Below are 26,387 nucleotides of genomic sequence, written 5' to 3'. Positions count from 1 at the left end.
AAGCACCGCCCGATCCGGAAGCCTTCCGACACCTGCATTGACGCACCGGCGGACGATGACGACATTCGATGTCATGCGAACAATGGCGTTCCTCTCCGCGCCGCTGACAGCGGCGCTCCTGCTGACCAGCCCGCCACCCACCGCCACACCAGCCGGCGTCCGTGTCGTCTCCGCGGCCGAGCAGGGCATCCTCACCAGCACCCCCGGCACGGTCATCGGCCGCGACGTGGGTGCCTCCACCCGCCTCAACGGCCAGATCCGCTGGGTCTTCGGCGACACGATCTACACCCGGAGCAGCGGCACCCCCGCGGACCCGGCCGACGACTGGCGCTCGGCCACCCACGCCACCTCCCCGCTCGTCGCCAACCCGTGGCACCTCACCAACGTGATGGACACCGGCACCGGCGTGCCGCACCAGCTGCTGCCCTACACCGCCGACGAGGCCGCCTACAACCGGGCGAGCGGCAAGCCGAACAACCGTTACGCGCTGTGGCCGACCTCGATCATCGCGCGGGACACCACGCGCGCGCAGATCGTCTACACCAGGATGCTGATCCAGGAGCGCAACGAGCTGGACTACGTGAACCTGGGCGTCGGCATCGCCGACCTCACCGCCGGCCAGAACGCCGCCACCCGTTCGAACCTCGTGTTCACCGGCAGCGACTTCCGCTTCGGCTCGTCGGGCGGTGTCTACGACGCCGCCACCACCACCCTTTACCTGTACGACTGCTACAACCGGGCCGACTACGACTATCCATGCCGGCTGGCGCGTGTCGGGCTGCGCAACGCGTTCGGCCTCGTCGACTGGAACCGCACCAAGGTCAAGGGCAACTACCGCGCCGCTGTCCGGGCAGCCGACGGCACCGTGTCCTGGACCGCCGATCTGACCCGGGCCACCGAGATCACGCAGGGTTCACCGACCGGCTGGTCGGTCGCCTGGAACCCTGGGCTCGGCACGTACGTCGCGTTCCTCAACGTGCCGCTGACCAGCCGCATCGAGCTGCGGACCGCTCCCGCGCCGGAGGGACCCTGGAGTGCTCCGCTGGCGGTCCTGGAGGGACAGCAGCCGAGCTGTTACCCAGGGACGTTGATCTGCGCCGACTACGCCGTGCAGCAGCACCCCGAGCTGGCCGTGCACGGCAACGGGTCCAGCACCGTCTACCTCACCTACACCCGCCAGCAGTCCTCCACGGCGTCACCGTTCCGCCTGGACCTCAACGTGGTCCGGGTGCAGCTGGCCACCGGCTGACCCTCCCGAGGCATATCGGGGCCGGTTGCGGGGTCGGCTGATCGACCGAGCCGATCGGAAACATCCGTGCCATAGCATCCACAGATATCGAATCGATGGATGTCAGTGGGGGGACTGGGCATTGAACGTATTCAGCAGACGTGCCGCGACCATGGCAGCAGCCGCGATCCTGACCGTGGGTGTGGCAGCGCCCGGGGCCGTCGCGCAGGCGCCGGATGATCCCGCCGATCGGGCGTGGGCACAGATCGCCGCACTGCAGCAGCTCAAGAAATCCCTGACCCCGGCCGAACGCAAGCTTGACAGCCGCCTCGCCGTCGAGCTGCGCAAGCGCGCCGGCAAGGTCGCCCGCAACGCCCTGCCCAAGGCCGGCAGTGGGGTCGAGGTCTCCAGCTCCGGCACGGTCGAGGTCGAGATCCAGGCCCGCAGCGTCGACGACGACCTGCTCGCCCGGCTCACCCGGGTGGGCGCCGGGATCCGTTTCCCGTCGGCGAAGACCGGCAGCGTCCTCGTCGAGGCGCCGCTGACCGCGGTGCCGGCGATCGCCGCCTGGGCCGACGTCACCGGCGTCAGCCTGAAACACGGCCTGACCAGCGGGCGGCAGACCGACCCGAAGGCCCGGCCGGCCGAGGAGCCGAAGGACGCGAAGGCCGCCCGGATCGAAACCGCCGTCCGGGCCGCGCAGGCCGCCCCGCGGGTCGCCGCGGCCGCCGGCTCGGTGGTTTCCGAGGGTGACCGCACCCACGCCGCCGACACCGCCCGCACGCGCTATCGGGTGACCGGTGTGGGCGTGAAGATCTGTGCCCTCTCCGACGGTGTCGACTCGCTCGCCGAGTCGCAGGCCACCGGCGATCTGCCCGCCGACGTCGACGTGCTGCCCGGCCAGGCCGGCTCGGGCGACGAGGGCACCGCGATGCTGGAGATCATCCACGACCTGATCCCGAACGCGAAGCTCGGCTTCGCGACCGCGTTCATCAGCGAGGCGAGCTTCGCGGAGAACATCCGGGCGCTGCGCTTCACCGGTGGCTGCGACATCATCGTCGACGACGTCGTGTATTACCACGAGAGCCCGTTCCAGGACGGTCTGCCGGCGCAGGCGGTCAACGCGGTCACCGCCGACGGCGCGTTCTACTTCAGCTCCGCCGGCAACCAGGGCAACAAGCTGGACGGCACCTCCGGCAACTGGGAGGGCGACTTCACCGACTCGGGGCGGGGCGTCGGCAAGTTCGCCGGTGTCGCGCACGACTTCGACCCGGGCGCCGGCGTGCAGGAGTTCAACCCGCTCTCGCCGAACAGCGCGCAGAGCGTGACCACGCTGTGGTGGGCCGACCCGCTGGCCGCCTCGGCGAACGACTACGACCTCTACGTGCTCGACGCCGCCGGCAACGTGTCGACGTTCTCGCAGGACGTGCAGAACGGCGACGACGACCCGTTCGAGATCCTCGCCACCGCGACCGGGGCGAACCAGCGGCTCGCCGTCGTGAAGTTCGCCGGCGAGGCGCGGTATTTCCAGGTCAGCGTGTTCGGCGGCCGCTTCGTCGACCAGGCCGACGGGCTGAAGGGGTTCTCCACCCCGGGCGTGCTGCGCGGGCACAACGCCGCCGAGCAGGCGTTCGCGGTGGCCGCCACCCCGGCGAAGGACCCGCTGCCGTTCGACCTGGAGGCCGGCGACCCGCCGAACCCGGCCGGGCCGTACCCGAACGTGCACACCCGGCAGTCCAAGCCGGAGCGGTTCACCTCGGACGGGCCGCGCCGCGTCTTCTTCGACGCCGACGGCACCGCGATCACGCCGGGCAACTTCACCGCGACCGGCGGGGCCCTGCGGATCAAGCCGGAGATCACCGCCGCGGACGGGGTGAACACCACGGTCGCCGGTTTCGCACCGTTCTTCGGCACCTCGGCGGCGGCGCCGCACGCCGCCGCGATCGCCGGGCTGGCACTCTCCGGCAATCCGGGCATGACCAACGACGAGATCAGGGCCGCACTGACCGGCACCGCTCTGGACCTGGCACCCGCGGGGTACGACAACCGCACCGGTCACGGCGTGATTCGCGCGGATCTGGTGCTCCGCAACACCGGTGCCACCCCGCAGCCCCTGGTCGAGGCCGGCGAGCCGGCGGTCACCCCGACCACCGGCGACGGTGACACCTACCTGGAGCCGGGCGAGCAGGCCACAGTGGCGCTGCCCGCGGTCAACGTCGGCGACGGCACGGCCACCGGCGTCAACGTGGTGGTGGAGTCGGACGACGCGCGGGCCACGATCACGCCGCGGGCCGCCTCGTACGGCACCATCGCCGCCGGGGCGTCGAAGTCGCGGAACTACACGCTGAAACTGGCAGCCGATTATCCGCTCGGCCGGCCGGTGACGCTGCGGGTCCGGATCACGTTCGCCGGGTACCTGTCGCCGACCACCAGCACCGTGCGGGTGCCGACCGGGCAGCCGTCGGCGACAGTGCGGGACTTCGCGTACACCGGGGCGCCGGTACCGATCCCGGACAACAACCCGGCGGGCGCCGTCGTGCCGCTGGAGGTCAGTGGCGTCGGGTACGCGTCGTCGCTCACCTTCTCGATCGACGGCACGGCGTGCAGCACGACGACCGCGTCACCGACCGTGGGGATCGACCACACGTTCGTCGGTGACCTGGTCGGCACGCTGACCGCGCCGGACGGCCGGAGCGCGACGCTGTTCTCGCGCAGCGGCGGTGGCGGGAACAACCTGTGCCAGGTGGTGTTCGACGACGCCGCCGAGACGCCGTTCTCGTCGGTGCTGTCCACCGGTGCGCCGTTCACCGGCACGTGGAAGCCGAACCAGCCGTTGTCCGGGCTGCGGCTCTCCCCGGCTGACGGTGTCTGGTCGTTCCGGGTCACCGACGCGGTCGGCATCGACACCGGCACGATCCGCGCGTTCTCGCTGCACCTGACCGGCTACGAGCCCGCCTGAGCACCTTCTTCCACCGCTGGTACGACCTGAGGCCCGACCCCGCAACACCGGGGCGGGCCTCAGTGCCGGTGGGCGTCGTGGTGCCGTTCCAGCAGGGCCTCCAGGTGCTCGGCCGGCATCGGCGCGCCCAGCAGGTCGCCCTGGCCCAGGCGGCACCCGGCTGCCAGCGCGATGTCCAGATCGGTCGCGGTCTGCAGGCCGTGGGCGACGACCTCCATGCCGAGACGCTGTCCGAGCGTCACGGCCACGTCCATGACTGCACCGGCCTGCCGGACCGCCCCGCCCGGCTGCCCGAACACCTCCCGGTCGATCTTCAGCAGGTCGATCGGGAGGATCCGCAGCCGGCTCAGCGAGGTGGGGCCGGTGCCGAAGTTGTCGACGGCGGTACGCACGCCCTGCGCCCGCAGCCGGCCCAGCTGGCCCGCGACGTCCGTGACCGGCGGCCGGCGCACGTCGTCCGGGCCGCCCGTCAGGTGCTGCTCGGCGATCTCGACGACCAGCGCCGCGTACGGCAGGGCGTTGTCCTCCAGCGCGGTGTGCAGGCTCGCCTGGAAGGCCGGGTCGACCAGTTCGCGCGGGCGGACGTCGACCGCGAGCCAGAGGTCCTCGTGCAGCCGCCGCCACTCGGCCAGCAGCCGGCACGACCGGTGCAGCACCCAGTGGCCGATCTCGGCGAGCAGGCCCAGTTCCTCGGCCATCGACAGCATCTCGGCGGCCGGCACCGCCCCGAGCGAGGCGTGCCGCCACGACGGCAGCACCTCGACACCCACCGGACGGCCGCCGGGCAACTCGGCGATCACCTGGTAGGCCAGGTGGAGCTCGCCGCGGTCCAGCGCCCCCGGCAGGTCCTGTTCCAGGGTGGACCGGCGCAGCAGGCGGGCCTCCATCTCCGTCTCGTACCATTCGACCGCGCCCGGCGGCCCGGCCCGCACCGACCGCAGCGCCAGCGCGGCCCGCCGCAGCACCTCCTCGTCGCCGTCCGTGTCGGTGACGTCGGCCAGACCGGCCCAGGCCGAGAGGTGGGCGACCGCGCCGGCCACTGTGTACGGCGCGGAGAGGGAGTTGACCAGCTGCCCGGCGAGCAGGTGGGCGCGGACCGCCCCGCATCCGGTGAGCACCGCCAGCCGGGTGTCGCTCAGCCGGGCCGGGACGTCGGCGGCGGCGACCCGGGACCGCAGCCGGCGCGCGGCCTCCACGAGCACCACCTCGGCCAGACCCCGGCCGTGCACGTCGCCCACCGCCGTGAGCCCGCCCAACTCGATCACGATCATCGCGCCGGCGTCCGGGGTCAGCTCCGCCGCCCGCAGCAGCCCGGCCCGGTTGGCCAGCCCGGTCTGCGGGTCGAGGTGGCCGGCCTCGCGCAAAGCCAGTTCCAGGTCCCGCACGTTCGTGACGTCACGGATGTGCACGACCAGGGTGTGCCCCGGCTCGGCCGGGTCGGCGCCGTTGGTGGTCCACTCGGTCTCCCGCCACCGGCCGAAGCCGTCGCGCAGCCGGACCGGGAGAGCGCCGGCGTCGGGCTCCACCATCCGCCGCAGCAGGTGCGCGTGGACCACGTCCACCTGGTCGGGGTGCACCAGCGCCGACACCGTCCGGCCGAGCACGTCGGCGTCGGCGAGCCCGAACTGGCGGGCCGCCGCCGCGGACTGCCAGCGGACCGCGAGGTTGGCGTCCAGCACCATGGCGACGTCCGCCGAACCGAACATCAGGCTGCGCAGCCGGTTGCCCTGGTCGGTGAGGTGGCCCGCCTGCCGGCGCAGGGCGATCGCCGACACCCACTCGCGGGCCGCCACCGCCGATACCGCGACGGTTCCGGTCATCACCGAGGTCGCGTCGACGCCGCCGCCGTTGATCAAGTGGTACACGGTGACCAGCGCCGAGCCGAGGATCAGCAGGGCCAGCAGCGGGAAGCTGGCCGACGGCTCGCTGCCGGGAGGCGGCATCGACCCCACATCCGGTGAGATCCGCACCGACCCGTACCACAGCAGGGCGCCGGCGACGTTGATCGCGGCGCCGGCCACCACGGCGGCGATCGCCGCGTTCGGCACCCACGGGTGGTCCAGGCCGATGACCAGCGCCGTGGTACCGATCAGGGAGAGGGCCGCGGCCGGACCGCACCACTGGAGCGCGGCCCGGTGCCGGATCGCGTGCACGCCGGTGACGGCGACCGTGGCGGCCGCGCCCGCTCCGAAGATCAGCGCGGTGATCGCCGCGCCACGCCGGTCGCCGCCGCTGAACAGCAGCAGCCAGACCGGATAGATCAGCCCGGCGGTCACGCCCAGCACGTCGAGCCCGAACCGCAGCCGGCTCAGCACGTCCCGGCGCTGTGCCGGGCGCAGGATGGCCGGCAGATACAGCACGGCCGTCAGGAAGAGGCCGACCAGCGGGATCTCGGCGGGCAACGGCACACCGCCGACCAGCACGCCGGGTGCCACCAGGGCGGCGACACCGCTGCCGGCGCCGGCCAGCGCGGTGAGCCCGAGGCCGCCGGCCAGGGCGAGGGCACGCAGGCGCGGCCCGGCGGCCCGGCCGGTGAGGGCGGCCCGCGCCATCAGCACGGCGGTCACCGCCGAGCAGGCGGTGAGCAGCCCGGCCACGCTGCCCACCGGAAGCAGGGCCAACGCGGTGATCAGCACGACCGTGGCCACCATGGGCACGGCATGCATCGCCGGCCGGCTGCGGAGCCATCCGGCCGGGCGGAGAGGGGATCCGCCTGCCATGTGTAGTCCCGGACTGCGAGGGGGTCGTCGAGGTAACTGGTAAACGAGCCGCCCCGGCCACGGTTACGGCTACGACGAGAAGAACGACCCACCCGGCAGCCGGCCGAGCTCCTGCCGGGTGTTCTCGGCCAGCGGGATCCCGTCGCGCAGCCGCTCCGCACGGGTCCGCGCCTCGATCTCGCCGGGCACCAGCACCCGGCCGGCGGTGTCGTTGAGCAGCGCGCAGAAGTCCTCGGTCTGCCGGCGGAACTCGTCGGCCGGGCGGAACGTCGCGATGTCCACGGCCATCAGCACGGTGCCGAAGGTGTCGTCGTACCCCGGGAGGCTGGAGATGCCGGTGCCGGTCAGCAGGCCGCCGACGATCTCGATGAGGACGCTGATCCCGTACCCCTTGTGAGCGCCGAAGGGCAGCAGCGCGCCGCCGCGGTAGAAGGCGGCGGGGTCGGTGGTCTGCTCTCCGTCCGGGCCGACCACCAGGCCTTCGGGGATCTGCTCGCCGGCGGCCGCGGCGAGCGCGACCTTGCCCTCGGCGATGCCGGCGGTGGCGAAGTCGGCGACGACCGGCGCCTTGCCGTACGCCCGGGGCGCGGCCCAGGCCAGCGGGTTGGTACCGAGCCGCCGCTCGTGCCCGCCGAACGGCGCGACGCTGGGGTCGGCGTTGCCGAACGCGAGTCCCACCGTGTCGTCGCCGGCGAGCGCCTCGACGTACTCGCCGAGCCGGCCGACGTGGTTGCAGTGCCGTATCGCGACGACCCCGGCGCCGTGCTCGCGGGCCAGCCGGCGGGCCTCGGTGACGGCCAGCCGGGCGGCGAGCTGGCCGAACCCGAAGCGGCAGTCCACCGTGGCGGCCGCCGAGGCGCGCGGCTCCACCACCGGTTCCACGGCCGGGTCGAGCCGGCCCGACCGGATCCAGTCGGTGTAGGCGACCAGGCGGCGGACGCCGTGCGAGTCGTGCCCGACGAGGTCGGAGTCGACCAGCGAGGCCGCGACGGCCTGTGCCGCTGCGGGCGGAGCACCGGCCCGCGCCAGGATCTGCTCCGCCACGGTGGTCAGGGCCGGCGCGTCGATGTGCTCCACGTCACGTCCTTAGCCATCGAACGCTTGCGATAAACGTTTGACGGGCATCTCTTTCGGGGCATCGGCATCGATGTGACCATGGACACACCGATCGAGGAGCTGCCGTGGCGACTGCCGACCACACCGAGAAGACGGGGGTGGCAGCCGCCTTCCCCACCCGCCACTCCCCTGTCCCGCAGATCCGGGACATGCCCGACGAGCCGCGAGGTTACTGGCGGCTGATCGGCCCGGGCATCATCGCCGCCGGCGTCGGCCTGGCCTCCGGCGAATTCGTGCTGTTCCCCTACATCGCCTCGCAGGTCGGCCTGGTCTTCGTGTGGGCCGCGCTGATCGGCCTGGTCACCCAGTACTTCCTCAACATGGAGATCGAGCGGTACACGCTGGCCACCGGGGAGACCGCGCTCACCGGGTTCAGCCGGTACTGGCGGCACTGGGGACTGTTCTTCGCGCTCCTGACGTACTTCGCCAACCTGTGGCCCGGGTGGGCCACCAGCTCGGCGACGCTTGTCACGTACATCTTCGGCGGTAACCGCACGGTGATCGCCGTCGGCATGCTGATCGTCATCGGGTTGATCCTGACCCTGGCGCCCGTGGTCTACGTGGCCCTGGAGAAGGCGCAGATGCTGAAGGTCGCGGCGGTGCTGACGTTCTTCGTGATCGCGGCGATCTTCGCGATCGGCGCGTCGGCCTGGAGCGACCTGCCGCAGGTGGTCACCGAGGCACGGATCCCGGCCGAGGAGCTGGGCTTCGCGCTGCTGCTCGGTGCGCTCGCGTTCGCCGGCGCGGGCGGCGGGCAGAACCTGGTGCAGTCGAACTGGATCCGGGACAAGGGCTACGGGATGGGCAAGTACGTGCCGCGGCTGGTCAGCCCGATCACCGGCCAGCCGGAGGCGGCGCCCAGCACCGGGTACGTCTTCGAGCCCACCGAGGACAACATGCGGCGCTGGCGGGGCTGGTGGAAGTTCGCCAACCTCGAGCAGCTCACCACGTTCGTGCTGATCACGTTCGTGACGATCCTGTTCACCTCGCTGCTCGCGTACTCGACCGTGTTCGGCAGCCAGGGCGTGGAGAACAGCATCAGCTTCCTCCAGGTCGAGGGGCAGGTCCTGGCCGACCGGGTGGGCACCTGGTTCCAGTACCTGTTCTGGGCGATCGGGGCGTTCTCGCTGTTCGCCGCGGCGCTCGGCATCGTCGACTACACCAGCCGGCTGGCCGCCGATGTGATCAAGACCTCCTACAAGCGGGAGGCCAACGAGAGCAAGGTCTACGCCGTGCTGGTCTGGGGCCTGGTCGCGATCGGCATCGGTGTTCTGCTCGCCGGTTTCAGTCAGCCGATCGTGCTGCTGGTCATCTCCGCCGTGGTGGGCGGTTTCATGATGTTCATCTACTCGGCCCTGCTGATTCTGATCAACCGGCGGATCCTGCCCGCGCCGATCCGGATCCGCGGTGTGCGGCTCGCCGCCCTCATCTGGTCCTTCATACTGTTCGGCGTGCTCTCCGTGCTCACCATCCAGGACCGGATCGGTGATCTCTTCGGGTGACACCCGCACGCCCGGCGGCCCAGGTCGAGCGACCCGAGCGGGTCGAGACCTGGGCCGCACCGGGTTGCGGCCGTCCAGATTTTGAACTATTCCAGAACAGGTGGGCTAAGGTCTTCGTGATCCCGCCAGTTCGGAAGGAATCCAGATGAGCGACACCCAGGACAACGCGCCGGTCAGCGCGCAGGGCGTGGACCAGAAGGCGGCCGCGGGCTGCCCGGTCGCGCACGACTCCGTGACCGCGCACGGCAGCGAGAGCGAGAACCCGGCGATCGACTCGCCGACCCCGAAGACCGGCGGCCGCCCGCACACCAACCGCGACTGGTGGCCCAACCAGCTCGACCTGTCGGTGCTGCACGCGCACTCGTCCAAGGGCAACCCGCTGGGCCCGGACTTCAGCTACGCCGCGGAGTTCGCCAAGCTCGACGTCGAAGCCCTCAAGCGCGACATCACCGAGGTGCTCACCACCTCGCAGGACTGGTGGCCGGCCGACTTCGGTCACTACGGCGGCCTGATGATCCGGATGAGCTGGCACGCCGCCGGTACCTACCGGATCCAGGACGGCCGTGGCGGCGCCGGCGACGGCGGGCAGCGTTTCGCCCCGCTGAACAGCTGGCCGGACAACGCCAACCTGGACAAGGCCCGCCGCCTGCTCTGGCCGGTCAAGGCGAAGTACGGCCAGAAGATCTCGTGGGCCGACCTGCTGGTGCTGGCCGGCAACGTGGCCATGGAGTCGATGGGCTTCAAGACCTTCGGCTTCGGCTTCGGCCGCCAGGACGTCTGGGAGCCCGAGGAGATCTTCTGGGGCCCGGAGGACACCTGGCTGGGTGACGAGCGCTACGCCACCGACAGCTCGATGGCCGAGGGCGTCGGCGCGACCGAGATGGGTCTCATCTACGTCAACCCGGAGGGCCCGCGCGGCAACGCCGACCCGCTCGCCGCGGCGCACTTCATCCGGGAGACCTTCGCCCGGATGGCGATGAACGACGAGGAGACCGTGGCGCTCATCGCGGGCGGCCACACGTTCGGCAAGACGCACGGCGCCGCCCCGGCCGACAACCACGTCGGCCCGGAGCCGGAGGGCGCGCCGATCGAGAACCAGGGTCTCGGCTGGCTGAGCACGCACGGCACCGGCAAGGGCGCCGACACCATCACCAGCGGCCTCGAGGTCACCTGGACCGACAAGCCGACCCAGTGGAGCAACCGCTTCTTCGAGATCCTCTTCGGGTACGAGTGGGAGCTCACCACCAGCCCGGCCGGCGCGAAGCAGTGGGTCGCCAAGACCACCGACGAGATCATCCCGGACGCGTTCGACCCGAACAAGAAGCACCGGCCGACGATGCTCACGACCGACCTGTCGCTGCGCGTCGACCCGGCGTACGAGAAGATCTCGCGCCGCTTCCTGGAGAACCCGGACGAGTTCGCGCTGGCCTTCGCCAAGGCGTGGTACAAGCTGCTGCACCGTGACATGGGCCCGGTCAGCCGTTTCCTCGGCCCGTGGGTCGCCGAGCCGCAGCTGTGGCAGGACCCGGTGCCGGCCGTCGACCACGAGCTGGTGGGCGAGGCCGACGTCGCCGCCCTCAAGGCGAAGGTTCTCGACTCCGGCCTGAGCACCGCCCAGCTGATCTCCACCGCGTGGGCGTCGGCGGCCAGCTTCCGCTCCACCGACAAGCGCGGCGGGGCCAACGGCGCCCGGATCCGTCTGGAGCCGCAGCGCAACTGGGAGGTCAACGAGCCGGAGCAGCTCGCCACGGTGCTGACCACCCTCGAGGGCATCCAGCAGGAGTTCAACGCGGCCGGCGGCGCCAAGATCTCGCTGGCCGACCTGATCGTGCTGGCCGGCTCGGCCGCCGTGGAGAAGGCGGCGAGCGACGCCGGCTTCCCGGTGACCGTGCCGTTCCGCCCGGGCCGCACCGACGCCTCCCAGGAGCAGACCGACGTCGAGTCGTTCCGGTTCATGGAGCCGCGCGCCGACGGGTTCCGCAACTACCTGCGCCCCGGCGAGAAGACCCAGCCCGAGGTGTTGCTCGTCGACCGGGCGTACATGCTGAGCCTCTCCGCTCCGGAGATGACCGCGCTGGTCGGCGGTCTGCGCTCGCTCGGCGCCAACTTCGGCGGGTCGCGCCACGGCGTGCTCACCGACAAGCCGGGCGCGCTCACCAACGACTTCTTCGTCAACCTGCTCTCCCCGGGCACCCGGTGGAAGGCGTCGGAATCGGAGGAGAACGTCTACGAGATCCGTGACCTCGCCACCGACCAGGTCAGGTGGACCGCCACCGCGGTCGACCTGATCTTCGGCTCGAACTCGCAGCTGCGGGCTCTCGCCGAGGTCTACGCCGGCTCGGACGCCCGCGAGAAGTTCGTCGCCGACTTCGTCGCGGCCTGGACCAAGGTCATGGAGCTGGACCGCTTCGACCTGGCCTGATCCGCCGTTCCCACGACGAGCCCCGGCCACCGGCCGGGGCTCGTCCGCAGTTGCGGCAGGCCCGGGCCGGTCAGTCGCCCGTCGCGCTTGACCACCCGGCCGTCCACCAGCACCGTGTGCACGTCGGCCGGTCCCAGCGTGGTGACCACCGCACCGGCCAGGCCGCCGGTGCCGACCAGGTGGCTGAGCCCGCTCAGCAGCACGAGGTCGGCACGCCTGCCCACCGCCACCTCGCCGACCCGGTCACCCAGGCCGACGGCGGCGGCCGAGTCGGTGGTCACGGCGGCGAGCATGCCGCCGGCCGGGTGCGTCTTCTCCACACCCAGGCGGTACGACCGGAGCACGTCCCGCATCGGCTCGAACAGGTCGGGTCCCGCGTTCACCGCGACGTCCGTCCCGAGCCCCGCCCGGCCGCCGGCCTGCGCCAACCGGTTGTACGCCGACGCGCCGTGCCCCATGGTGCCCTCCACCACCGGTGTCACGGTCACGCCCACACCGGCGTCCACCAGCCGGCGTGCCCCCTCCCCGGTGATCTGGTTCAGGTGCACCAGGTGCAGGTGCGGCCCGAGCTCCATCCGCCACAGCGGCGACCCCGGGTGACCGGACGCGTGCATCGAGACGACCATGCCGAGCTCCCGCGCCAGCGCCAGGTGCCGCATCGCCGCGTCCCACGGCCCGTGCTCCGTGCCGAGGATCGCGAGCGCCCCGGTGACCCGCCCGCGCAGACCGGCCATCCGCCGGACGTCCCGCTCGTCGTCCGGGTTGCCGTGCGCGACCACCGCCCTGATCCCCGCCGTCCGGTACGCCGCCAGCACCGCGTCGGTGTGCTCCGGTGTCCGGGTGACGTTGCAGAAGTCGACGACCGTGGTGATGCCCGCGTCCAGGGCCTCGGCCGCCCCGAGCAGTGTCGCCCGGTACGCGTCGTCCGGCCGGAACGCCGGGAGGATGCGGCCGAGCACCTCGTCCAGATAGTCCGGCAGCGTCATGTCCGCCCCCAGGCCGCGCAGCGGCGCCTGCCAGACGTGCCGGTGCCCGTCGACGAAGCCGGGTGCCACGACGAGTCCGGTCGCATCGATGACCTCCTCGGCCTCGGCGGCGGGGTGGTCGCCGACGTCGACGATCACCCCGTCGTCGACCAGCACGTCGGCGCGTTCCCCCGAGACCAGGTGACCCCCGCTGATCCGCAGATCCATTTACCCTCCTAGAAAGCTTTTCGAAAAGCTATCCGGAAAGCTTTCAAGAGCACAAGTAGGATGCGGAACGTGGTCAGGGACGTGGTCGACGAGATAGCCGGTGCCTGGAGCGCCGAGCTGCCCGGCGTGCTGGGCGCGGAGCTGGAGATCAGCAAACGGGCCGCCCGGCTCGCCGGCCTGCTGAACGCGCCGGTGGAGGCCGAGCTGGCCCGGCTCGGCCTGACCCGCGCGGAGTACGAGATCCTCGCCGTGCTGCGGGCCGCCGGCCGGCCGTACCGTCTGCGTCCGTCGGTGCTCGCCCAGCGTCTCGCGCTGACCTCGGGCGGCACCAGCAACGCCCTGCGCCGCCTGGCCGGCGCCGGCCTGACCGAACGCGACCCCGACCCGGCCGACGCCCGCAGCTCCTGGGTGCGGCTCTCCCCCGCCGGTGCCGAACGCGCCGAGACCGCGGTCCGTGCGGCCGGTGCCGCGCAGGCCGCCCGGCTGCGCGACGTGCCACCGGAGACGGTGCGGGCCGCCATCGACGCCCTGCGCACCCTGCTGATCTCCCTCGGCGACACCCCCACCTCGGAGCGCCCCCGAGTGTGAAGGTGCGGTGCGCTCCGCGCCCCGACTTCACACACGGACGGCCCGGCACCGCGTTCGGCGCCGGGCCACAACCTGCGTGTGAAGTTCGGGCGCGGAGCGCACCCGAACTTCACACACCGGGGGTCAGCCCCAGAGGGCGGTGCTCCAGTCCTCGGTCGAGCTGTACCGCGCGCCGGTCCACGCGTCCGCCGACCAGGCCCGGCCGCTCCACGCGCGCCCGCTCCAGCTCGGGTCGGTCCACGCCCGGCCGCCGGCCCACGGCACCGCCGGCCACACCGCCGACCCCCACGTCCGGGAGGCGAACGAGGTGCCGTTCCAGCCGGACCCGGCGATCGGCGTACCCATCCAGGTGCCGCCGGACCAGGACTGCCCGATCGCCGACATGGCCGCCCAGTTCGCGCTGTGGAACGGGCCGAACACGGTGAACTCCCCGGACAGCGGGACGCTGTTGCTGACCACGCGGCTTTCGCCGCGGGCGGCCTCGAGCTGGCCGCCGCCGGTGGACAGCGGGTGGTTCTGTGTGCTGGTCCCGGACGGGGTCAGGCCCAGCGCGGTGGTCACGTTGACCTGCCGCAGCCGCAGCGACCCGGCCTTGCCGGCGGTCAGCGCGGTGCCCCGCTTGAGCACGTCCTTGACCTGGTCCGGGGTGAGCGACGGCCGGGCCTGCAGGAGCAGGGCGACGGCGGCCGAGGTGACCGCGGCGGCCTGCGAGGTGCCGCTGCCGCGGAACAGGGTGCTGCCGCTGCGCGCCGCCGGGTACGCGTCGTCGACGCTCGACCCCGGGTCGCGCAGCGACAGGATCGACTCGCCCGGCGCCAGCACGTCGATCGGCTTGCCGGCCGTGCCGCTGTTGGTGAACGCGGCCAGATCGTCGTCGCCGGTGGCGACCGTGCCCCTGGTGGCGGACGCCCCGACCGAGATGACGAACGGGTCGGTGGCCGGGTTGGTCAGCATGCCCGCGGCGTTGCCGTCGTTGCCGGCCGCGGCGACCACCACGATCCCCGCCTTCCAGGCGCGTTCGACGGCGAACTGCAGCGGGTCGGTCGCCGCGGACGGGTTGCCGCCGCTGCCGTACGACAGGTTGAGCACCCGGATCGGGTTGGCCGGGTCGTCGTCGCGGTGCTCGACCACCCAGTCGATGCCGGCGATCACCTGCGAGACGTCGACGGCGCCGTTGGCCGTACCCAGCTTCACCGAGGTCAGCCGCGCGTCCGGAGCGAGACCCCGGGCGCCGGAGTCGGTGTCGTTGCCGACGATGATGCCGGCCATGTGCGTGCCGTGCCCGTACGAGTCCAGGTACCGCAGGTTGTCCGCCTGCGACTCGAAGGACAGGTCCGGACCGTTGACTATTTTGGCCGGCGGCAGGCCGGGCACCGGCGCGACCCCGGTGTCCAGCAGCGCGACGCCGACCCCGGCGCCGGTCAGCCTCGCCGCCGTGCCGGTGTCCGCGCCGATGATCGTGCGGACGTCCTTGAGGCTGGTCCCGGCCGCCGTGCCGGTCGCGCCGGTCAGCCAGGTCCCCGACCAGGCGCGGCCCTGCGGGGCGGGCAGGCCACCGTCGCGCAGCACGCGCTGGGGCGCGGCCGAGGCAGCGCCCGGCACCGCCAGCACGCTGCCGCCGATCAGGGCGAGCGGCAGGGTGGCCGCCGCCGCGACTCGCAGGGCTTCTCGTGTACGCCGCATCGCGCATCCTCCGTAGCGTGCTGGTTGCTGTTCGGTCGCCAGTCATCGGCGGGGCGCACCCGGGTCTGAGACTTTTCCCGGTTCTTCAGTTCGGCCGGCCGGTGCCGATAGTGCGGCCGTGACCCTGGACCTCGCCGCCGAGCTCGACGACCTGGAGAACCATGTGGGTCATGACGTGGCGGCGATCCTCGCCCGGGCGACGGCCGCCGAGGCCGAGGCGGACCGGCTCGGCGAGGTGGTGCTCGGGCACCGGGCCCGGCTCGTGCGGGCCGACATGCGCCGCCGCGAGGGCGACGTCGCCCACGCGACCCGGGTCTTCCTGAGCACCCACCGCTGGGCCGAACGGCACGACTGCCGGCCCCTGCTGGCCCGCAGCCACTTCCACCTGGCGCTCACCTTCCATTACCTGGGCGACCACGCGGCCAGCCTGGAGCACGCGCTCAACGCGGTGGAACTGCTCGACGAGCAGGCGCCCGGCGGGCTGCGGATCATCCACCTGATCCGGCTGGCCAACTCGCTCGCCGAGAACGGCTCCACCGACGAGGCACGCACGCGGTACCGGCAGGCGGAGACGATCGCCGTGCGGATCGGTGACCTGACCCGGCAGCTGCTGGTGCTGAACAACCTCGCGTACACCGAGCTGGAGGCGGGCAACGCCGGCACCGCGCTCGCCGCGGTCGAAAGGATGTACCGCACCGCCCGCAGCATCGGCCGTGACCTGCTGATCATCGAGCGGGACACGGTCGCGAACATCCACATCAGCGCCGGCCGGTACGCCGAGGCCGAGGAGATCCTGCGCGACGTCTACGACGCGCCGCCCTGGTTCGAGGCACACGACGCCGCGGAGGCCGCGCTGACCCTCGCGCTGGCGCAACGGCACCAGAACGCCCTGGACCGCGCGCAGGCCAGCCTCGAGCACTGCCGCGAGATCTGCGCCGAGCACCAGCTCACCGCGGTGGGCGTACGCGCGATGGCCGAGCAGGCCGAACTGCACGCCGCGGCCGGCGACCACCGGGCCGCGTTCGAGGAGTACAAGCGGTACCACGCGGCCAGCGAGCAGCTGCGCTCCACCCAGCAGGAGGCCAAGGCCCGCGCCCGCCAGGCGTTGTTCGAGACCGCCGAGGCGCGCCGCGACGCCGAACGGTACCGCGAGCAGGCCCGCCGCGACCCGCTCACCGGCCTGTGGAACCGCCGGTTCGTCGAGGAGACGCTGCCGCACGCCCTGGCCGCCGCCGCCCCGGTCACCCTCGCCGTGATCGACATCGACCACTTCAAGCGCATCAACGACGCGCTCTCCCACGACACCGGCGACCGGGTGCTGATCGCGGTCGCCGAACTTCTCGCCGACGAACAGGATCGCCACGCCCCCGACGGCTTCGTGGCCCGCCTGGGCGGCGAGGAGTTCCTCCTGGTCCTGCCCGGCGTCGGCGCCGCCGAGGCGACCCGGGCCCTGGACGCGGTCCGCCTGCGCGTCGCCGGCCACCGCTGGCACCCGATCACCGGTGACCTCCCGGTGACCATCAGCCTCGGCGCGGTCGACGCCCGCCAGTCCAGCCACAACGGCCACGCCGCGCTGCTCGCCGAGGCCGACCGCCGCCTCTACGCCGCCAAGCGCAACGGCCGCAACCAGGTGGTCGCCTAACCGCCTTTGACCGGTGGACCTACGATGCGGCATGCCCGCAGCCTCGCGAGGGCGGCTTGCGCTGGTTCTCCTACCGGCTCTCCTCGCCCTCATCGCGGCCCGGGATCACGAGGTGCTGCCCCTGCCTGCGCACCTGGCGCTGCTCTCCACCACCTCATGCGGGGGAGGCGGTAGCAGCGGCAACTGCGGGGTGGAGTTCGCCGTGGCCGCCACCGATGGCGCCGCCCGCCACGTCACCGCGGACCGTCTCGTCGCCCACCTGCTGCGCCACGGCCGGCCTCGGCGACAGGGGGCCGGAGCCAGCTGGGGTGCCTGCCGCGAGGTCGGCGGCCTTCTCCCCTGGACCGCGCACTGCTTGGTCCTGGACCCCGATGGCACGCCGCCCGCCGGTCTCCCGCCGGGAACCGTCGTGATCCGGATCGACAACGGGGGCTGAGGCACCCGACGGAAAGATTTACGAAGCCTGGCGTACGGGCATGTCGGCCAGCCAGACGTCGGCCAGATCGCTGAGCGGGACGTCGAGGGCCTGGCTGAGGCAGACCACGATGCCGAACGCGGGCGCCGGGAGCCGGCCTGTCTCGATCTTGCGCAGCGTCTCCGGGGAGATGCCGGCCGCCAGGGCCACCTCGACGAGGCTGCGGCCGGCGCGCGCGGACCGGAGGGCGGCTCCGAGTCGCTGGCCGGCGGCGATCTGTTCGGCGGTGAGCGGTTGGCGAACCATGCGAGCAGGATATCCCTTCCGTACCGCCCTCGATCTGACGTGGTATAAAAATACCGCATACGGAGAGGGAGGCTGTCGTGATCGAGCTCAAGTCCGCCGAGGAGATCGGCCGGATGGCGGTGACCGGCCAGTTCGTCGGCGAGCTGCTCGCCGAGCTGAGCGGCGTCGCCGCGGTCGGCGTCAACCTGATGGACATCGAGCACCACGCCCGCCGCCGGATCAAGGAGCGCGGCGCCGATTCCTGCTACTGGGACTACGCTCCGTCGTTCGGGCGCGGCCCGTTCCGCAACGTTCTCTGCCTGTCGGTCAACGACGCGGTCCTGCACGGCCTGCCGCACGACTACGTGCTGCGCGACGGCGACCTGCTCAGCATCGACATGGCGGTCGGCATCGACGGCTGGGTCGCCGACTCCGCCGTCTCGCTCGTGGTCGGCACGCCCGACCCGGCCGACCTGAAACTGATCGAGGCCACCGAGGTCGCGCTGCGGGCCGGCATCGCCGCGGCCCAGCCCGGCGGCCGCCTCGGCGACATCTCCGCGGCGATCGGCGAGGTGGCCCGCTCCTACGGTTACGGCGTCAACGCCGAGTTCGGCGGCCACGGCATCGGCCGCACCATGCACGAGGACCCACACATCTCCAACAACGGCCGCCCCCGCCGCGGCATGCGCCTCGACCCGGGCCTGACCATCGCCATCGAGCCCTGGTTCTGCCGTTCCACCGACAAGATCAGGTTCGACGAGGACGGCTGGACGATCCGCTCCGCCGACGGCTCGCGCACCGCACACTCCGAGCACACCGTGGCCGTCACACCGGCCGGCCCCCGGGTCCTGACCGGCCGGCCCACCCCGGGCGCCGGCTCCGCCGACCCGGCCAGGGACTCGGCTGCGGCCTCCTGACCTGCTTCCCCGACCGGCCCGCCGACGGTCGCCGGATCCAGGTCAGTGAGCGGCCGCGTTCGTCACCTTCCACGCCGCCCGGCGCTCGGTGAGCAGGCGCTCGGCAGCCGCCTCGGCCGATCCCGGCAACCGGACCTCCCACAACCGGCCGACCGCTTCCCGCATGCCGGCCACGAAGCGTTCGCCGGTCGGGGTGAGCAGACCGCAGCCGGCGAGCGTGTCCAGCGCGTCGGAGACCAGCGCCCGCGCCTCGGCGAACTCGCGTTCCGCCTGCGGGAAGGCGTCAGGTTCGGCAGACAGTGCCCGCCACGTGTCGGCCACCCCGATGAAGGCGTAGACGCCCTGGAAGAGCCCGCCGACCGGCCGGGCGTCGGTCCGCCACGGCGCGAAGAAGAGACGGTCCGACGGACGGTAGAGGTCGACGATGTCCAGCACCCCGGAGAGCTTGGAGTGCTGGAACTCGTGCACCAGCGTGACCGCGAAGTCGGCGGCGTGATCCGGCAGGTCCATGCCGATCACCCCGATCGCCTCCCGGGCGGTGGCGCTGTGCGCCGCCCGGGACTTCGGCTCCTCCAGCGGCACGAGCGAGTGCAGGCCCACCGACAGCTCGGCCACCCGTCGCGGCGCATGCCGCGTCAGGATCTGCCAGGCCGCGTCCCAGGCGTGCCGCCAAGTGTCAAATTCCGGCTGACCGAGCCGGCCGGCCGCCCGCACGTGGAAGGTGTCCCGCAGCGGGTCGACGTCCTCCATCCGGATGGCCCGCCCGTCCCCGCACGACAGGCTGCGGGTTCGCTGCCAGCCGGGATCGTCGAGAGGGTGCCGAACCCCGTCCACGGTGAGCCGGTCGCCGGTCACCAGCAGCCGGACCTGCCCCTCCTCCCGATCCGTCCGGATCCGGCCGATCGTCGGAAGGCTCACCCACCCGTCGCGGGCCCAACCGGTGACCTCGGCGTCGCCACCGGCTCGCACCGCGGCCGCTGCCGCGATCTCGCCCAGGCGTGCCTCGTCGGCCGGAGAGACGACGGCGCCACGGAGGGCACGCCGGACGACCCGGGCCGCCCACAGGGCGACCATCGGGTCGGCCAGCAGACCACGGACGAGTTCGGGCGCGGTCGCCTCCGCCGCGAGCACCACGGCCAGCGCTTCCTGACGCTCGTTGACGGGCCGGAGGTGATCGTGGGCCAGCCGGAGCATGAGCAGCCGGCGACTCTCCTGCGCACGCCACAGCTCAGTGATCGCCCCGGTGCCGCCGAAGCCGGCGGCCAGCGCCTCGATCGTCGCCGGGGCCAGCGAATGGTGCTCGAGCACGCCGCCGCGCGGTTCGGTCATCGAATGCCTCCCTGGGAGAGACCGGCCAGGTCGGCGGCCAGGCGCCTGCCGATATGGCCGATCAATACCTGCATGTCGGCGCAGTAGACAGAGGGATTGCGGAATCCTTCCCCCGCGCGGTACCGGTGAGCATAGTGGCCCCCACCACAAATCCGGCTGATCGGGCACGCCCGGCACTCGTCGCTCAACGCCCGCATGCCGATCTGCCTCGCCACCACGCCCGGATGCGCCAGCACCGCGTCGAGCGCGTCAGCGCGGACGTTCGCGCCGGTCACGCACGCCCCGGCGTAGGCGCTCTTCAGGGAGTCCACGAGCTCGATGTCACCGTCGGACTCGATGACGGCCACCGCCACCGGGCTGGTGCCGACCTGCTCGGAGCGGCTGCCCTGACCGAAGACGAGGCTGATGATCTCCTCGAACAGCCGGATGCCGGTCTCCCGGCGGGGCGCGCCGTACCAGCGGTCGAACACCGCGATCAGCCAGTCGGCATGCGGCGTCGCCGTGCCGGTGCCCCGCGGCGGAGGGCTCATCCAGTTGGCGTGCGGCAGCAGGAGGTCGATGGCGGGCGGCGCATGGCGGAGAAGCGCCTCATAGGTCGCCACGGGCGGCGCGGCCGGATCGACGATGCAGAGCAGGCCACGGTACGACGCACGGAAGCGCGGCCCGGCGAGCAGACGCAGAGCGCGTTCGACCGCCGCGTGGCTGCCCCGCCCGTTGCGGGCCGGCCGGTGCAGGTCGTGGCTGTCCCGCAGACCGTCGAGGCTGACGCCGATCCCGATCCCGGCCGCGGCGAGGCGGGTCACCGCCTTCTCGGTGAGGGCGACGCCGTTGGTCTGCATGCCGACCGACAGCGCACAGGTGTCCGGGATCCTGGCGCGCAGCCCGGCAACCGTCTCGAGCAGGCTGTCGACGCCGGCCAGCAACGGCTCCCCACCGTGCAGCACCACGCTCACCGCAGTGAGGTCGTGGCGCCGGACGTGCTCCGCGATGCGGCCGGCGGCCGCATCGCGGACGGCCGGTGACATCACCTTGGGACGCTCCCGCCAGCTCTGATCCGGCGATTCGTACACGTAGCAGTAGTCGCACGCCAGGTTGCATCGCTGATGAACCTTGAGGACGAACTCCTGGAAGGGTGTGGGCCGCCAGCCGGATCGGCGGAGCGCCTCGATGTCGAGATCGCGGTGCGGCCAGTCCGGATGCGCGGGGCCGGCGCTCCGCGGCGCGAGGGTCAGCGGCACAGGGCCCGTCATGCGGGTTCCTCCCTCGCAGCGACCTGCGAAGTGCGAGATCCTGGCCGGCTCTGGCGGGCGGGAGAGCGGCTCCTGACCCTGTCATTGTGGTCGACCCGCACATCCGGCCGCAGACCGCCCCGTCACCACCAGGGCGGCTCGATGCGCCGGCCCATCGCGACCAGAGCGGCTCGATGTGCCGGCCCGTCGCGACCTGGGCGGTTCGATGTGCAGGGCTGTCACGACTCGGGCGGCTCGATGTCGATCTCCGCGTAGGTGGCCGGCAACACCCCGTCCGCGGCCGCCAGATGGATCGCGAGGTTCGCCTCGAACGCGGTGGTGACCGGGTGCTGTTCGCCGAGCGTCTCCCGGGCCCGCTCGGCCACCGATTGCGACTGTGCGCGCGCCGCCTCGTACTCCTCCGCGAGGCTCATGTCGACGGCCAGCCCGTTGGAGGCGATCAAGGTGTACGGGTGGGTCTCACCCACCGACTGGGTCAGCTGCCGGACGGTGCGCTGGTCGATCCCGTACGCCTCGTTGAGATCCCCCATCGCCCGCAGGATCACCGCGAAGTTGGTGGCCGCCGTCAGGGTGACCGGGTTGTACGGTCCGAAGGCATTGCGCAGACGAGCGAGCGCCTCGCCGGCGATGGCCTTGCCACCGATCAGATCGTTGTCGGCGCGCAGGGCGTTGGCATAGGTGATCATGCTGAGCAGCGTGCTCTCGTGAACCGGCCCGTAGATCCGTTCCACCGCCCGCATGTGCGCGCTGGCCACCCGGACCGCATCCCGGGGCTGTCCGGTCAGCCGCAGCCCGATCGCCTGCATCCGGGTCGACCAGAGCACGTTCTCGTGGTTGGCGCCGTGCAGGTGGATCTGGCGCGGCAGGACGCGCTCGATCCGCTCCAGGCACTCCGGGTAACGCCCGAGCCCGTACAGGTCTTTGGTCAGGTTGGCGGAGGCGAGCAACACCCGCGGATCGTCCTCACCGAATTGGCGCCGGAACGCGTCACGGACCCGGAGATCGACGGAGAACGCCTCGGCGAACTTCCCGTTCATGCGCAGGCTGACCGCGAGGTTACCGACGGCCCGCAGGGTGCCCGGGTCGTCCGCGCCGTTGATGCGCTCGCGCCGTGCCACCACGTCCCGGTCGCTGTCCTCGGCCGCCGCGTAGGCGCCGGTGATCCGCATGTAGATGCCGACGGCTCCGGCCAGGTCCAGGGTGAGCGGGTGATCCTCACCGTAGGCGGGACTGGCCCGCAACCGGGTCAGCGCGTCCTCGGTCACCGTGCGGGCGTCGTCGTACGACCCGAGGGCGCGCAGCGCGTTGGCCATCTCCCGGACGGCCCGGAAGGTGAGGTGGTCCTCCGGCCCGTGACCGGTGTCGTCCGCAGGCCGGCGCCATGCCGCGACGGCCAGCTCGCTCAGCCGGAGGGATTCGTGGTAATCGCCGCGGCGCTCGAGATAGCGCACCTGATCGACGACGGCGCGCCGGACCGACGGGTCGCCGGAGCGGACCGCGCCGCTGGCGATCAGGTGCGGCCCGATGTCCGCGTGCAGCGACCATGTGCTCGGGTCGTCCGGCCGGCCCGGGTTCGCGGCCGCCAGGAGGCGATGTGTGGTGGCCCGGACCTCCGTCGCGCGCTCGGGGTCGAGCTGTTCCCGCAGCACCGACCGGATCAGCCGGTGCACCTGGACCCGCTGGCTCCGGGGCTCCAGGCGGGCCACGCCGTAGAGGGCGAGCTGGCCGACCACCCGGTCGATGAAGTCGAACTGGAACAGGGCACGGCTCAGCGGGGCCTCGATGACGGCGTCCCGGCCGATCCGGAACAGGCTGACCGGGACCGGTTCCGACCCGAGGAACGCGAACAGCTCGAACAGCTGCACCGCGGCCGGGGTCCGCTCCCGCAGGGCCCGCACGGCCAGGGTCACGAACGCCGCGACGCTGGTCGGGTGGTCTTTGCGGGGGTGCGTCGTGAGGAGATCGCTCAGATGCTCGGCGTACAGCCGGAGGTACTCGGTCACGGGCATGCCGGTGGCCGACTGCACCGAGGCCACGTGTTCGAGGGCGAGCGGCAGGTCGCCCAGTTGCGCGGCGAGCTGGTCGGCCTCGGCCGGGACGATGCCGCTGCCGCGCTGGCAGAGCAGCTCCACGCTCTCCGGCCGCTGGAAGACGTCGACCTCCACGACGTCGCACGTCTTCGGCCAGCCGAGGGCCCGGGTGGTGGCGACGACGTCGCCCCCGCTCGGCAGCATGGGGCTGATCGCGGCCGGGTCGTCGACGTTGTCGAACACCAGGAGCCAGCGGAGCCGGCTGTCCTCCAGCGCATTGAGGGTCTGCTGCGCGGTCTGGGTGAGGTCATAGCTGCGCGGGAGACGCAGTCGCTCGGCCAGCGCCGCCAGCGCGGCGCGCGCCTGGGAGAGCTCGGCGGCCGGGACCCACCAGATCAGCTCGTAACGTTCGGCGTGCAGGTGCACGAACTCCGCGGCCAACTGGGTCTTGCCCACTCCTCCGATCCCGCGGAGGACCAACGGGCGGCGCGGCGTCGTGTCCAGCACGCTCCGGATGCGTTCGAGGAGTTCCGCCCGCCCCACGAACGTCGGGCTGCGCGCCGGGGCGTTCGACAGCAGGGCCACCGGCGGCGGCGCCGCCTCGACGGCCGCGGCCCGGGACTCCCGGACGACGGTCGCCGGTGGTTCCGCGACCGGCCGCCGGGCGCCGTTGGGCCCCGCGTGGTCGCTGGCCTCCAGCCACAGCGCGTGGAAGCGCCGCACCATGGCGTCCGGGTTCGGCCGGGACACCGCCCGCTGTGCGAGCACCCGGACGAGGCACTCCAGTTTCTGCCACTTGGGGAGGCCGTCACCGCGCAGGATCGACCCGACGGTCTCGTGACTGACCGTGTCCGGCAGATCGTTCCGCTCGCGGATCTCGGTGCTGATCTGGCGCAGGCCCGGTCGCCCGGCCTCGTTGTAGAGGTCGTGGGCAGCCTGGGTCAGGCGGCGCAACGGCCCGTCCGGAAGCCTGTCCGGCCCGGGCATCGCCACCGCCATGGAGACCCTCCTGCCCGCGCCAGCGACAGCGACGCGTCAGCAAGCGTCAACTTTCGTCAGTGCTCAGAATTGCACAGGCATGGGCCAGATCAACAGCTGTCAGTTTGCGTCGCAATACGACAGGTAACGGCTCTTGCGCTTCCGGCTCTTCGATGCTTGAGACAGGGCGTCGAAGGGTTGGGGTGACGGAGAGATGTCTCGATGGCGACAGCTCGCGAACCGGTTGTGGCGGGTGGCGGACGTCGCCGCCCTGGTGGCGGCGATAGCCGTGTGGTGGTTCGTGCTGCGTCCCGACGACCGGGTGGTGAACGCGGTGGACACCGGCTCGTACCTGGTCATGGTGTACTCACTCTGGCGCGCGACCCGGTCCCTGGCCGTGCGGTACGGGCCGGTGCGGCTGCGGCTCCTGCGGGGCGAAGTTGCCGAACCCGGCCAACAGGGGTGTGTTGGCGTCACTGCCGAGGCTGACGCTGAGTCGCCGGAGGGCGTGCGCGAAGACGTTCTCGCCGGTGTGGAACAGGGCGGCGGCACGCACCGAGCCGAGATCGGGCAGGCCCGTCTCGTCCGGGGCCGGCGCCATCGGGCTGACCGTCGCAGGTTCCGCATCGTGTTCCATCGCGCGAAACGATAGCCGCTTCACCCGCCGCATGATGCAACGGCACCGGATCGTAATCATTCGAGACCGAAATCGGACAAATAGGGTCTCGGTTGTCGCCGTCGCGCGGATCACGGATCGTACCCCGGAGAGGCATATCAATCGCAGCCGATCACGAAGGAGAACGGGTGGCGACGATCGAACGCGTCGAGGTTCTGGTGACGTCGCCGGGCCGCAACTTCGTGACCCTGCGCATCACCACCTCGGACGGGGTCACCGGGCTGGGTGACGCCACGCTCAACGGCCGTGAGCTGGCGGTCGCCGCGTACCTGCAGGAGCATGTGGCGCCGCTGCTGGCCGGCCGCGACCCGGCCCGCATCGAGGACACCTGGCAGTACCTCTACAAGGGCGCCTACTGGCGGCGCGGGCCGATCACCATGACCGCGATCGCGGCGGTCGACGTGGCGCTCTGGGACATCAAGGGCAGGGTGGCCGGCCTGCCGGTCTATCAGCTGCTCGGCGGCCGCTCCCGCGACGGCGTGCTGGTCTACTGCCACGCCAGCGGCGGTGACGTCGAAGCCCTGCTGGACGACGTTTCGTCGTACCAGCAGGAGGGTTTCACGGCGATCCGCGCGCAGGCCGCCGTCCCCGGCCTGAGCGGCAGCTACGGTGTGCGCAAAGGCGCGCGCTACGAGCCCGCGGCCACCGCGCTGCCGGACGAGCAGGCCTGGAGCACCGAGGCCTACCTGGATTTCGCGCCCGCCTACCTGGCGAAGGTCCGTGAGCGGTTCGGCTTCGGCATCCACCTGCTGCACGACGTGCACCACCGGCTCACCCCGATCGAGGCGGCCCGGTTCGGCCGGAGCGTCGAGGAGCTGCGGCTGTTCTGGATGGAGGACCCGACACCGGCGGAGAACCAGGAGGCGTTCCGCCTGATCCGGCAGCACACCACCACCCCGATCGCCACCGGCGAGGTGCTCAACTCGATCTGGGACGTGCAACAGCTGATCACCGAACAACTGATCGACTATGTACGAACCACTGTGGTGCACGCCGGCGGCATCACGCACCTGCGCCGGATCTTCGACCTGGCCGCGCTCTACCAGGTGCGCACCGGCTCGCACGGCGCCTCGGACCTGTCGCCGGTGACCACCGCGGCGGCCGTGCACGTCGACATCGCGGTGCCGAACTTCGGCATCCAGGAGCACATGGGTCATCCGCCGGAGACGTTCGAGGTGTTCCACGGCAGCCCGCGGCTGGAGAACGGGATGTTGTACCCGTCCGAGGAGCCCGGACTGGGTATCGAGTACGACGACGAGGCCGCCGCGAAGTTCCCCTATCAGCCCCGATATCTGCCGGTCGCCCGCCGGCTGGACGGCAGCATGCACGACTGGTGAGGCGCGGGGGGGGGGGGGGGGGGGGGGGGGGGGGGGGGGAGGGGGGGGGAGGGGGTGGGGGGGGGGGGGGGGGGGGGGGGGGGGGGGGGGGGGGGGGGGGGGGGGGGGGGGGGGGGG

General features: G+C 72.2%; 18 protein-coding genes. 9 read left to right on the top strand and 9 right to left on the bottom strand.

Going from position 1 to position 26,387, the window contains the following annotated elements:
* Window positions 1-73 precede the first annotated feature (73 nt).
* Both AC0NH5_RS39095 and AC0NH5_RS39090 read left to right on the top strand, forming a co-directional pair.
* The gene (locus tag AC0NH5_RS39095; protein ID WP_474412779.1) at window positions 74-1,249 is read left to right on the top strand and encodes a hypothetical protein; all 1,176 of its coding nucleotides are present in this window, start codon (window positions 74-76) and stop codon (window positions 1,247-1,249) included.
* 151 nt (window positions 1,250-1,400) lie between these two features.
* Entirely contained in the window at window positions 1,401-4,187 is a 2,787-nt protein-coding gene (locus tag AC0NH5_RS39090; protein ID WP_474412777.1) for a S8 family serine peptidase, read from the top strand.
* A 59-nt stretch (window positions 4,188-4,246) separates the two neighbouring features.
* On the opposite strand, the gene AC0NH5_RS39085 is transcribed toward AC0NH5_RS39090, so the two are convergent.
* Window positions 4,247-6,853: an EAL domain-containing protein gene (locus AC0NH5_RS39085; protein WP_474412775.1), complete on the bottom strand. Its 2,607-nt coding sequence runs from the start codon at window positions 6,851-6,853 to the stop codon at window positions 4,247-4,249.
* Between the two features lie 123 nt (window positions 6,854-6,976).
* Window positions 6,977-7,984 carry an Ldh family oxidoreductase gene (locus tag AC0NH5_RS39080; RefSeq protein ID WP_474412773.1) on the bottom strand — a complete coding sequence of 336 codons (1,008 nt, stop codon included), beginning with the start codon at window positions 7,982-7,984 and terminating at the stop codon, window positions 6,977-6,979.
* Window positions 7,985-8,088: 104 nt separating this feature from the next.
* Between AC0NH5_RS39080 and AC0NH5_RS39075 the strand changes: the two genes are divergently transcribed.
* Both AC0NH5_RS39075 and katG read left to right on the top strand, forming a co-directional pair.
* Window positions 8,089-9,525: an Nramp family divalent metal transporter gene (locus AC0NH5_RS39075; RefSeq protein ID WP_474412771.1), complete on the top strand. Its 1,437-nt coding sequence runs from the start codon at window positions 8,089-8,091 to the stop codon at window positions 9,523-9,525.
* A gap of 145 nt (window positions 9,526-9,670) precedes the next feature.
* Window positions 9,671-11,947 (top strand): catalase/peroxidase HPI, encoded by a 2,277-nt coding sequence (gene katG, locus AC0NH5_RS39070; RefSeq protein WP_474412769.1) that lies wholly within the window; start codon window positions 9,671-9,673, stop codon window positions 11,945-11,947.
* Here katG and AC0NH5_RS39065 read toward each other — a convergent pair.
* Entirely contained in the window at window positions 11,854-13,140 is a 1,287-nt protein-coding gene (locus AC0NH5_RS39065) for an amidohydrolase family protein (RefSeq protein ID WP_474412767.1), read from the bottom strand. The two genes, katG and AC0NH5_RS39065, sit on opposite strands and share 94 nt — an antisense overlap.
* 69 nt (window positions 13,141-13,209) lie before the next feature.
* Here AC0NH5_RS39065 and AC0NH5_RS39060 point away from each other — a divergent pair, with 69 nt between their 5' ends.
* Window positions 13,210-13,728 carry a MarR family winged helix-turn-helix transcriptional regulator gene (locus AC0NH5_RS39060; RefSeq protein WP_474412765.1) on the top strand — a complete coding sequence of 173 codons (519 nt, stop codon included), beginning with the start codon at window positions 13,210-13,212 and terminating at the stop codon, window positions 13,726-13,728.
* A gap of 123 nt (window positions 13,729-13,851) precedes the next feature.
* Here AC0NH5_RS39060 and AC0NH5_RS39055 read toward each other — a convergent pair whose 3' ends face one another.
* Window positions 13,852-15,411 carry a S8 family serine peptidase gene (locus tag AC0NH5_RS39055; RefSeq protein WP_474412763.1) on the bottom strand — a complete coding sequence of 520 codons (1,560 nt, stop codon included), beginning with the start codon at window positions 15,409-15,411 and terminating at the stop codon, window positions 13,852-13,854.
* Window positions 15,412-15,529: 118 nt separating this feature from the next.
* Between AC0NH5_RS39055 and AC0NH5_RS39050 the strand changes: the two genes are divergently transcribed.
* A complete protein-coding gene (locus AC0NH5_RS39050) occupies window positions 15,530-17,053 on the top strand; it encodes a GGDEF domain-containing protein (RefSeq protein WP_474412761.1) in 1,524 nt (507 codons plus the stop codon).
* 31 nt (window positions 17,054-17,084) lie between these two features.
* Window positions 17,085-17,489, top strand: a complete 405-nt coding sequence (locus AC0NH5_RS39045) for a hypothetical protein (protein WP_474412759.1) — start codon at window positions 17,085-17,087, stop codon at window positions 17,487-17,489.
* A gap of 18 nt (window positions 17,490-17,507) precedes the next feature.
* Here the strand turns inward: AC0NH5_RS39045 and AC0NH5_RS39040 are convergent, their stop codons facing one another.
* Window positions 17,508-17,774 (bottom strand): helix-turn-helix domain-containing protein, encoded by a 267-nt coding sequence (locus AC0NH5_RS39040; protein WP_474412757.1) that lies wholly within the window; start codon window positions 17,772-17,774, stop codon window positions 17,508-17,510.
* A 77-nt stretch (window positions 17,775-17,851) separates the two neighbouring features.
* Here AC0NH5_RS39040 and map point away from each other — a divergent pair, with 77 nt between their 5' ends.
* Window positions 17,852-18,670 carry a type I methionyl aminopeptidase gene (gene map / locus AC0NH5_RS39035; protein WP_474412755.1) on the top strand — a complete coding sequence of 273 codons (819 nt, stop codon included), beginning with the start codon at window positions 17,852-17,854 and terminating at the stop codon, window positions 18,668-18,670.
* 42 nt (window positions 18,671-18,712) lie between these two features.
* On the opposite strand, the gene AC0NH5_RS39030 is transcribed toward map, so the two are convergent.
* The 4 genes from AC0NH5_RS39030 to AC0NH5_RS39015 form a co-directional block, all read right to left on the bottom strand.
* On the bottom strand, window positions 18,713-19,999 hold the full coding sequence (locus AC0NH5_RS39030) for an aKG-HExxH-type peptide beta-hydroxylase (RefSeq protein WP_474412753.1): 1,287 nt from the start codon (window positions 19,997-19,999) through the stop codon (window positions 18,713-18,715).
* Entirely contained in the window at window positions 19,996-21,249 is a 1,254-nt protein-coding gene (locus tag AC0NH5_RS39025) for an FxsB family cyclophane-forming radical SAM/SPASM peptide maturase (protein WP_474412751.1), read from the bottom strand. The genes AC0NH5_RS39030 and AC0NH5_RS39025 overlap by 4 nt, the downstream gene beginning before the upstream one ends.
* A 218-nt stretch (window positions 21,250-21,467) precedes the next feature.
* Entirely contained in the window at window positions 21,468-24,278 is a 2,811-nt protein-coding gene (fxsT, locus tag AC0NH5_RS39020; protein WP_474412749.1) for an FxSxx-COOH system tetratricopeptide repeat protein, read from the bottom strand.
* A 346-nt stretch (window positions 24,279-24,624) separates the two neighbouring features.
* Window positions 24,625-24,894 (bottom strand): hypothetical protein, encoded by a 270-nt coding sequence (locus tag AC0NH5_RS39015; protein WP_474412748.1) that lies wholly within the window; start codon window positions 24,892-24,894, stop codon window positions 24,625-24,627.
* Window positions 24,895-25,061: 167 nt separating this feature from the next.
* Between AC0NH5_RS39015 and manD the strand changes: the two genes are divergently transcribed.
* Window positions 25,062-26,270, top strand: coding sequence for a D-mannonate dehydratase ManD (gene manD, locus AC0NH5_RS39010; RefSeq protein WP_474412746.1), 1,209 nt, complete (start codon window positions 25,062-25,064; stop codon window positions 26,268-26,270).
* The last annotated feature ends 117 nt before the right edge of the window (window positions 26,271-26,387 follow it).

It is taken from the genome of Actinoplanes sp. 13 (assembly GCF_056134165.1).
The sequence above is the reverse complement of the archived record's forward strand: the minus strand, read 5'-3'. Positions and strand labels throughout refer to the sequence as shown.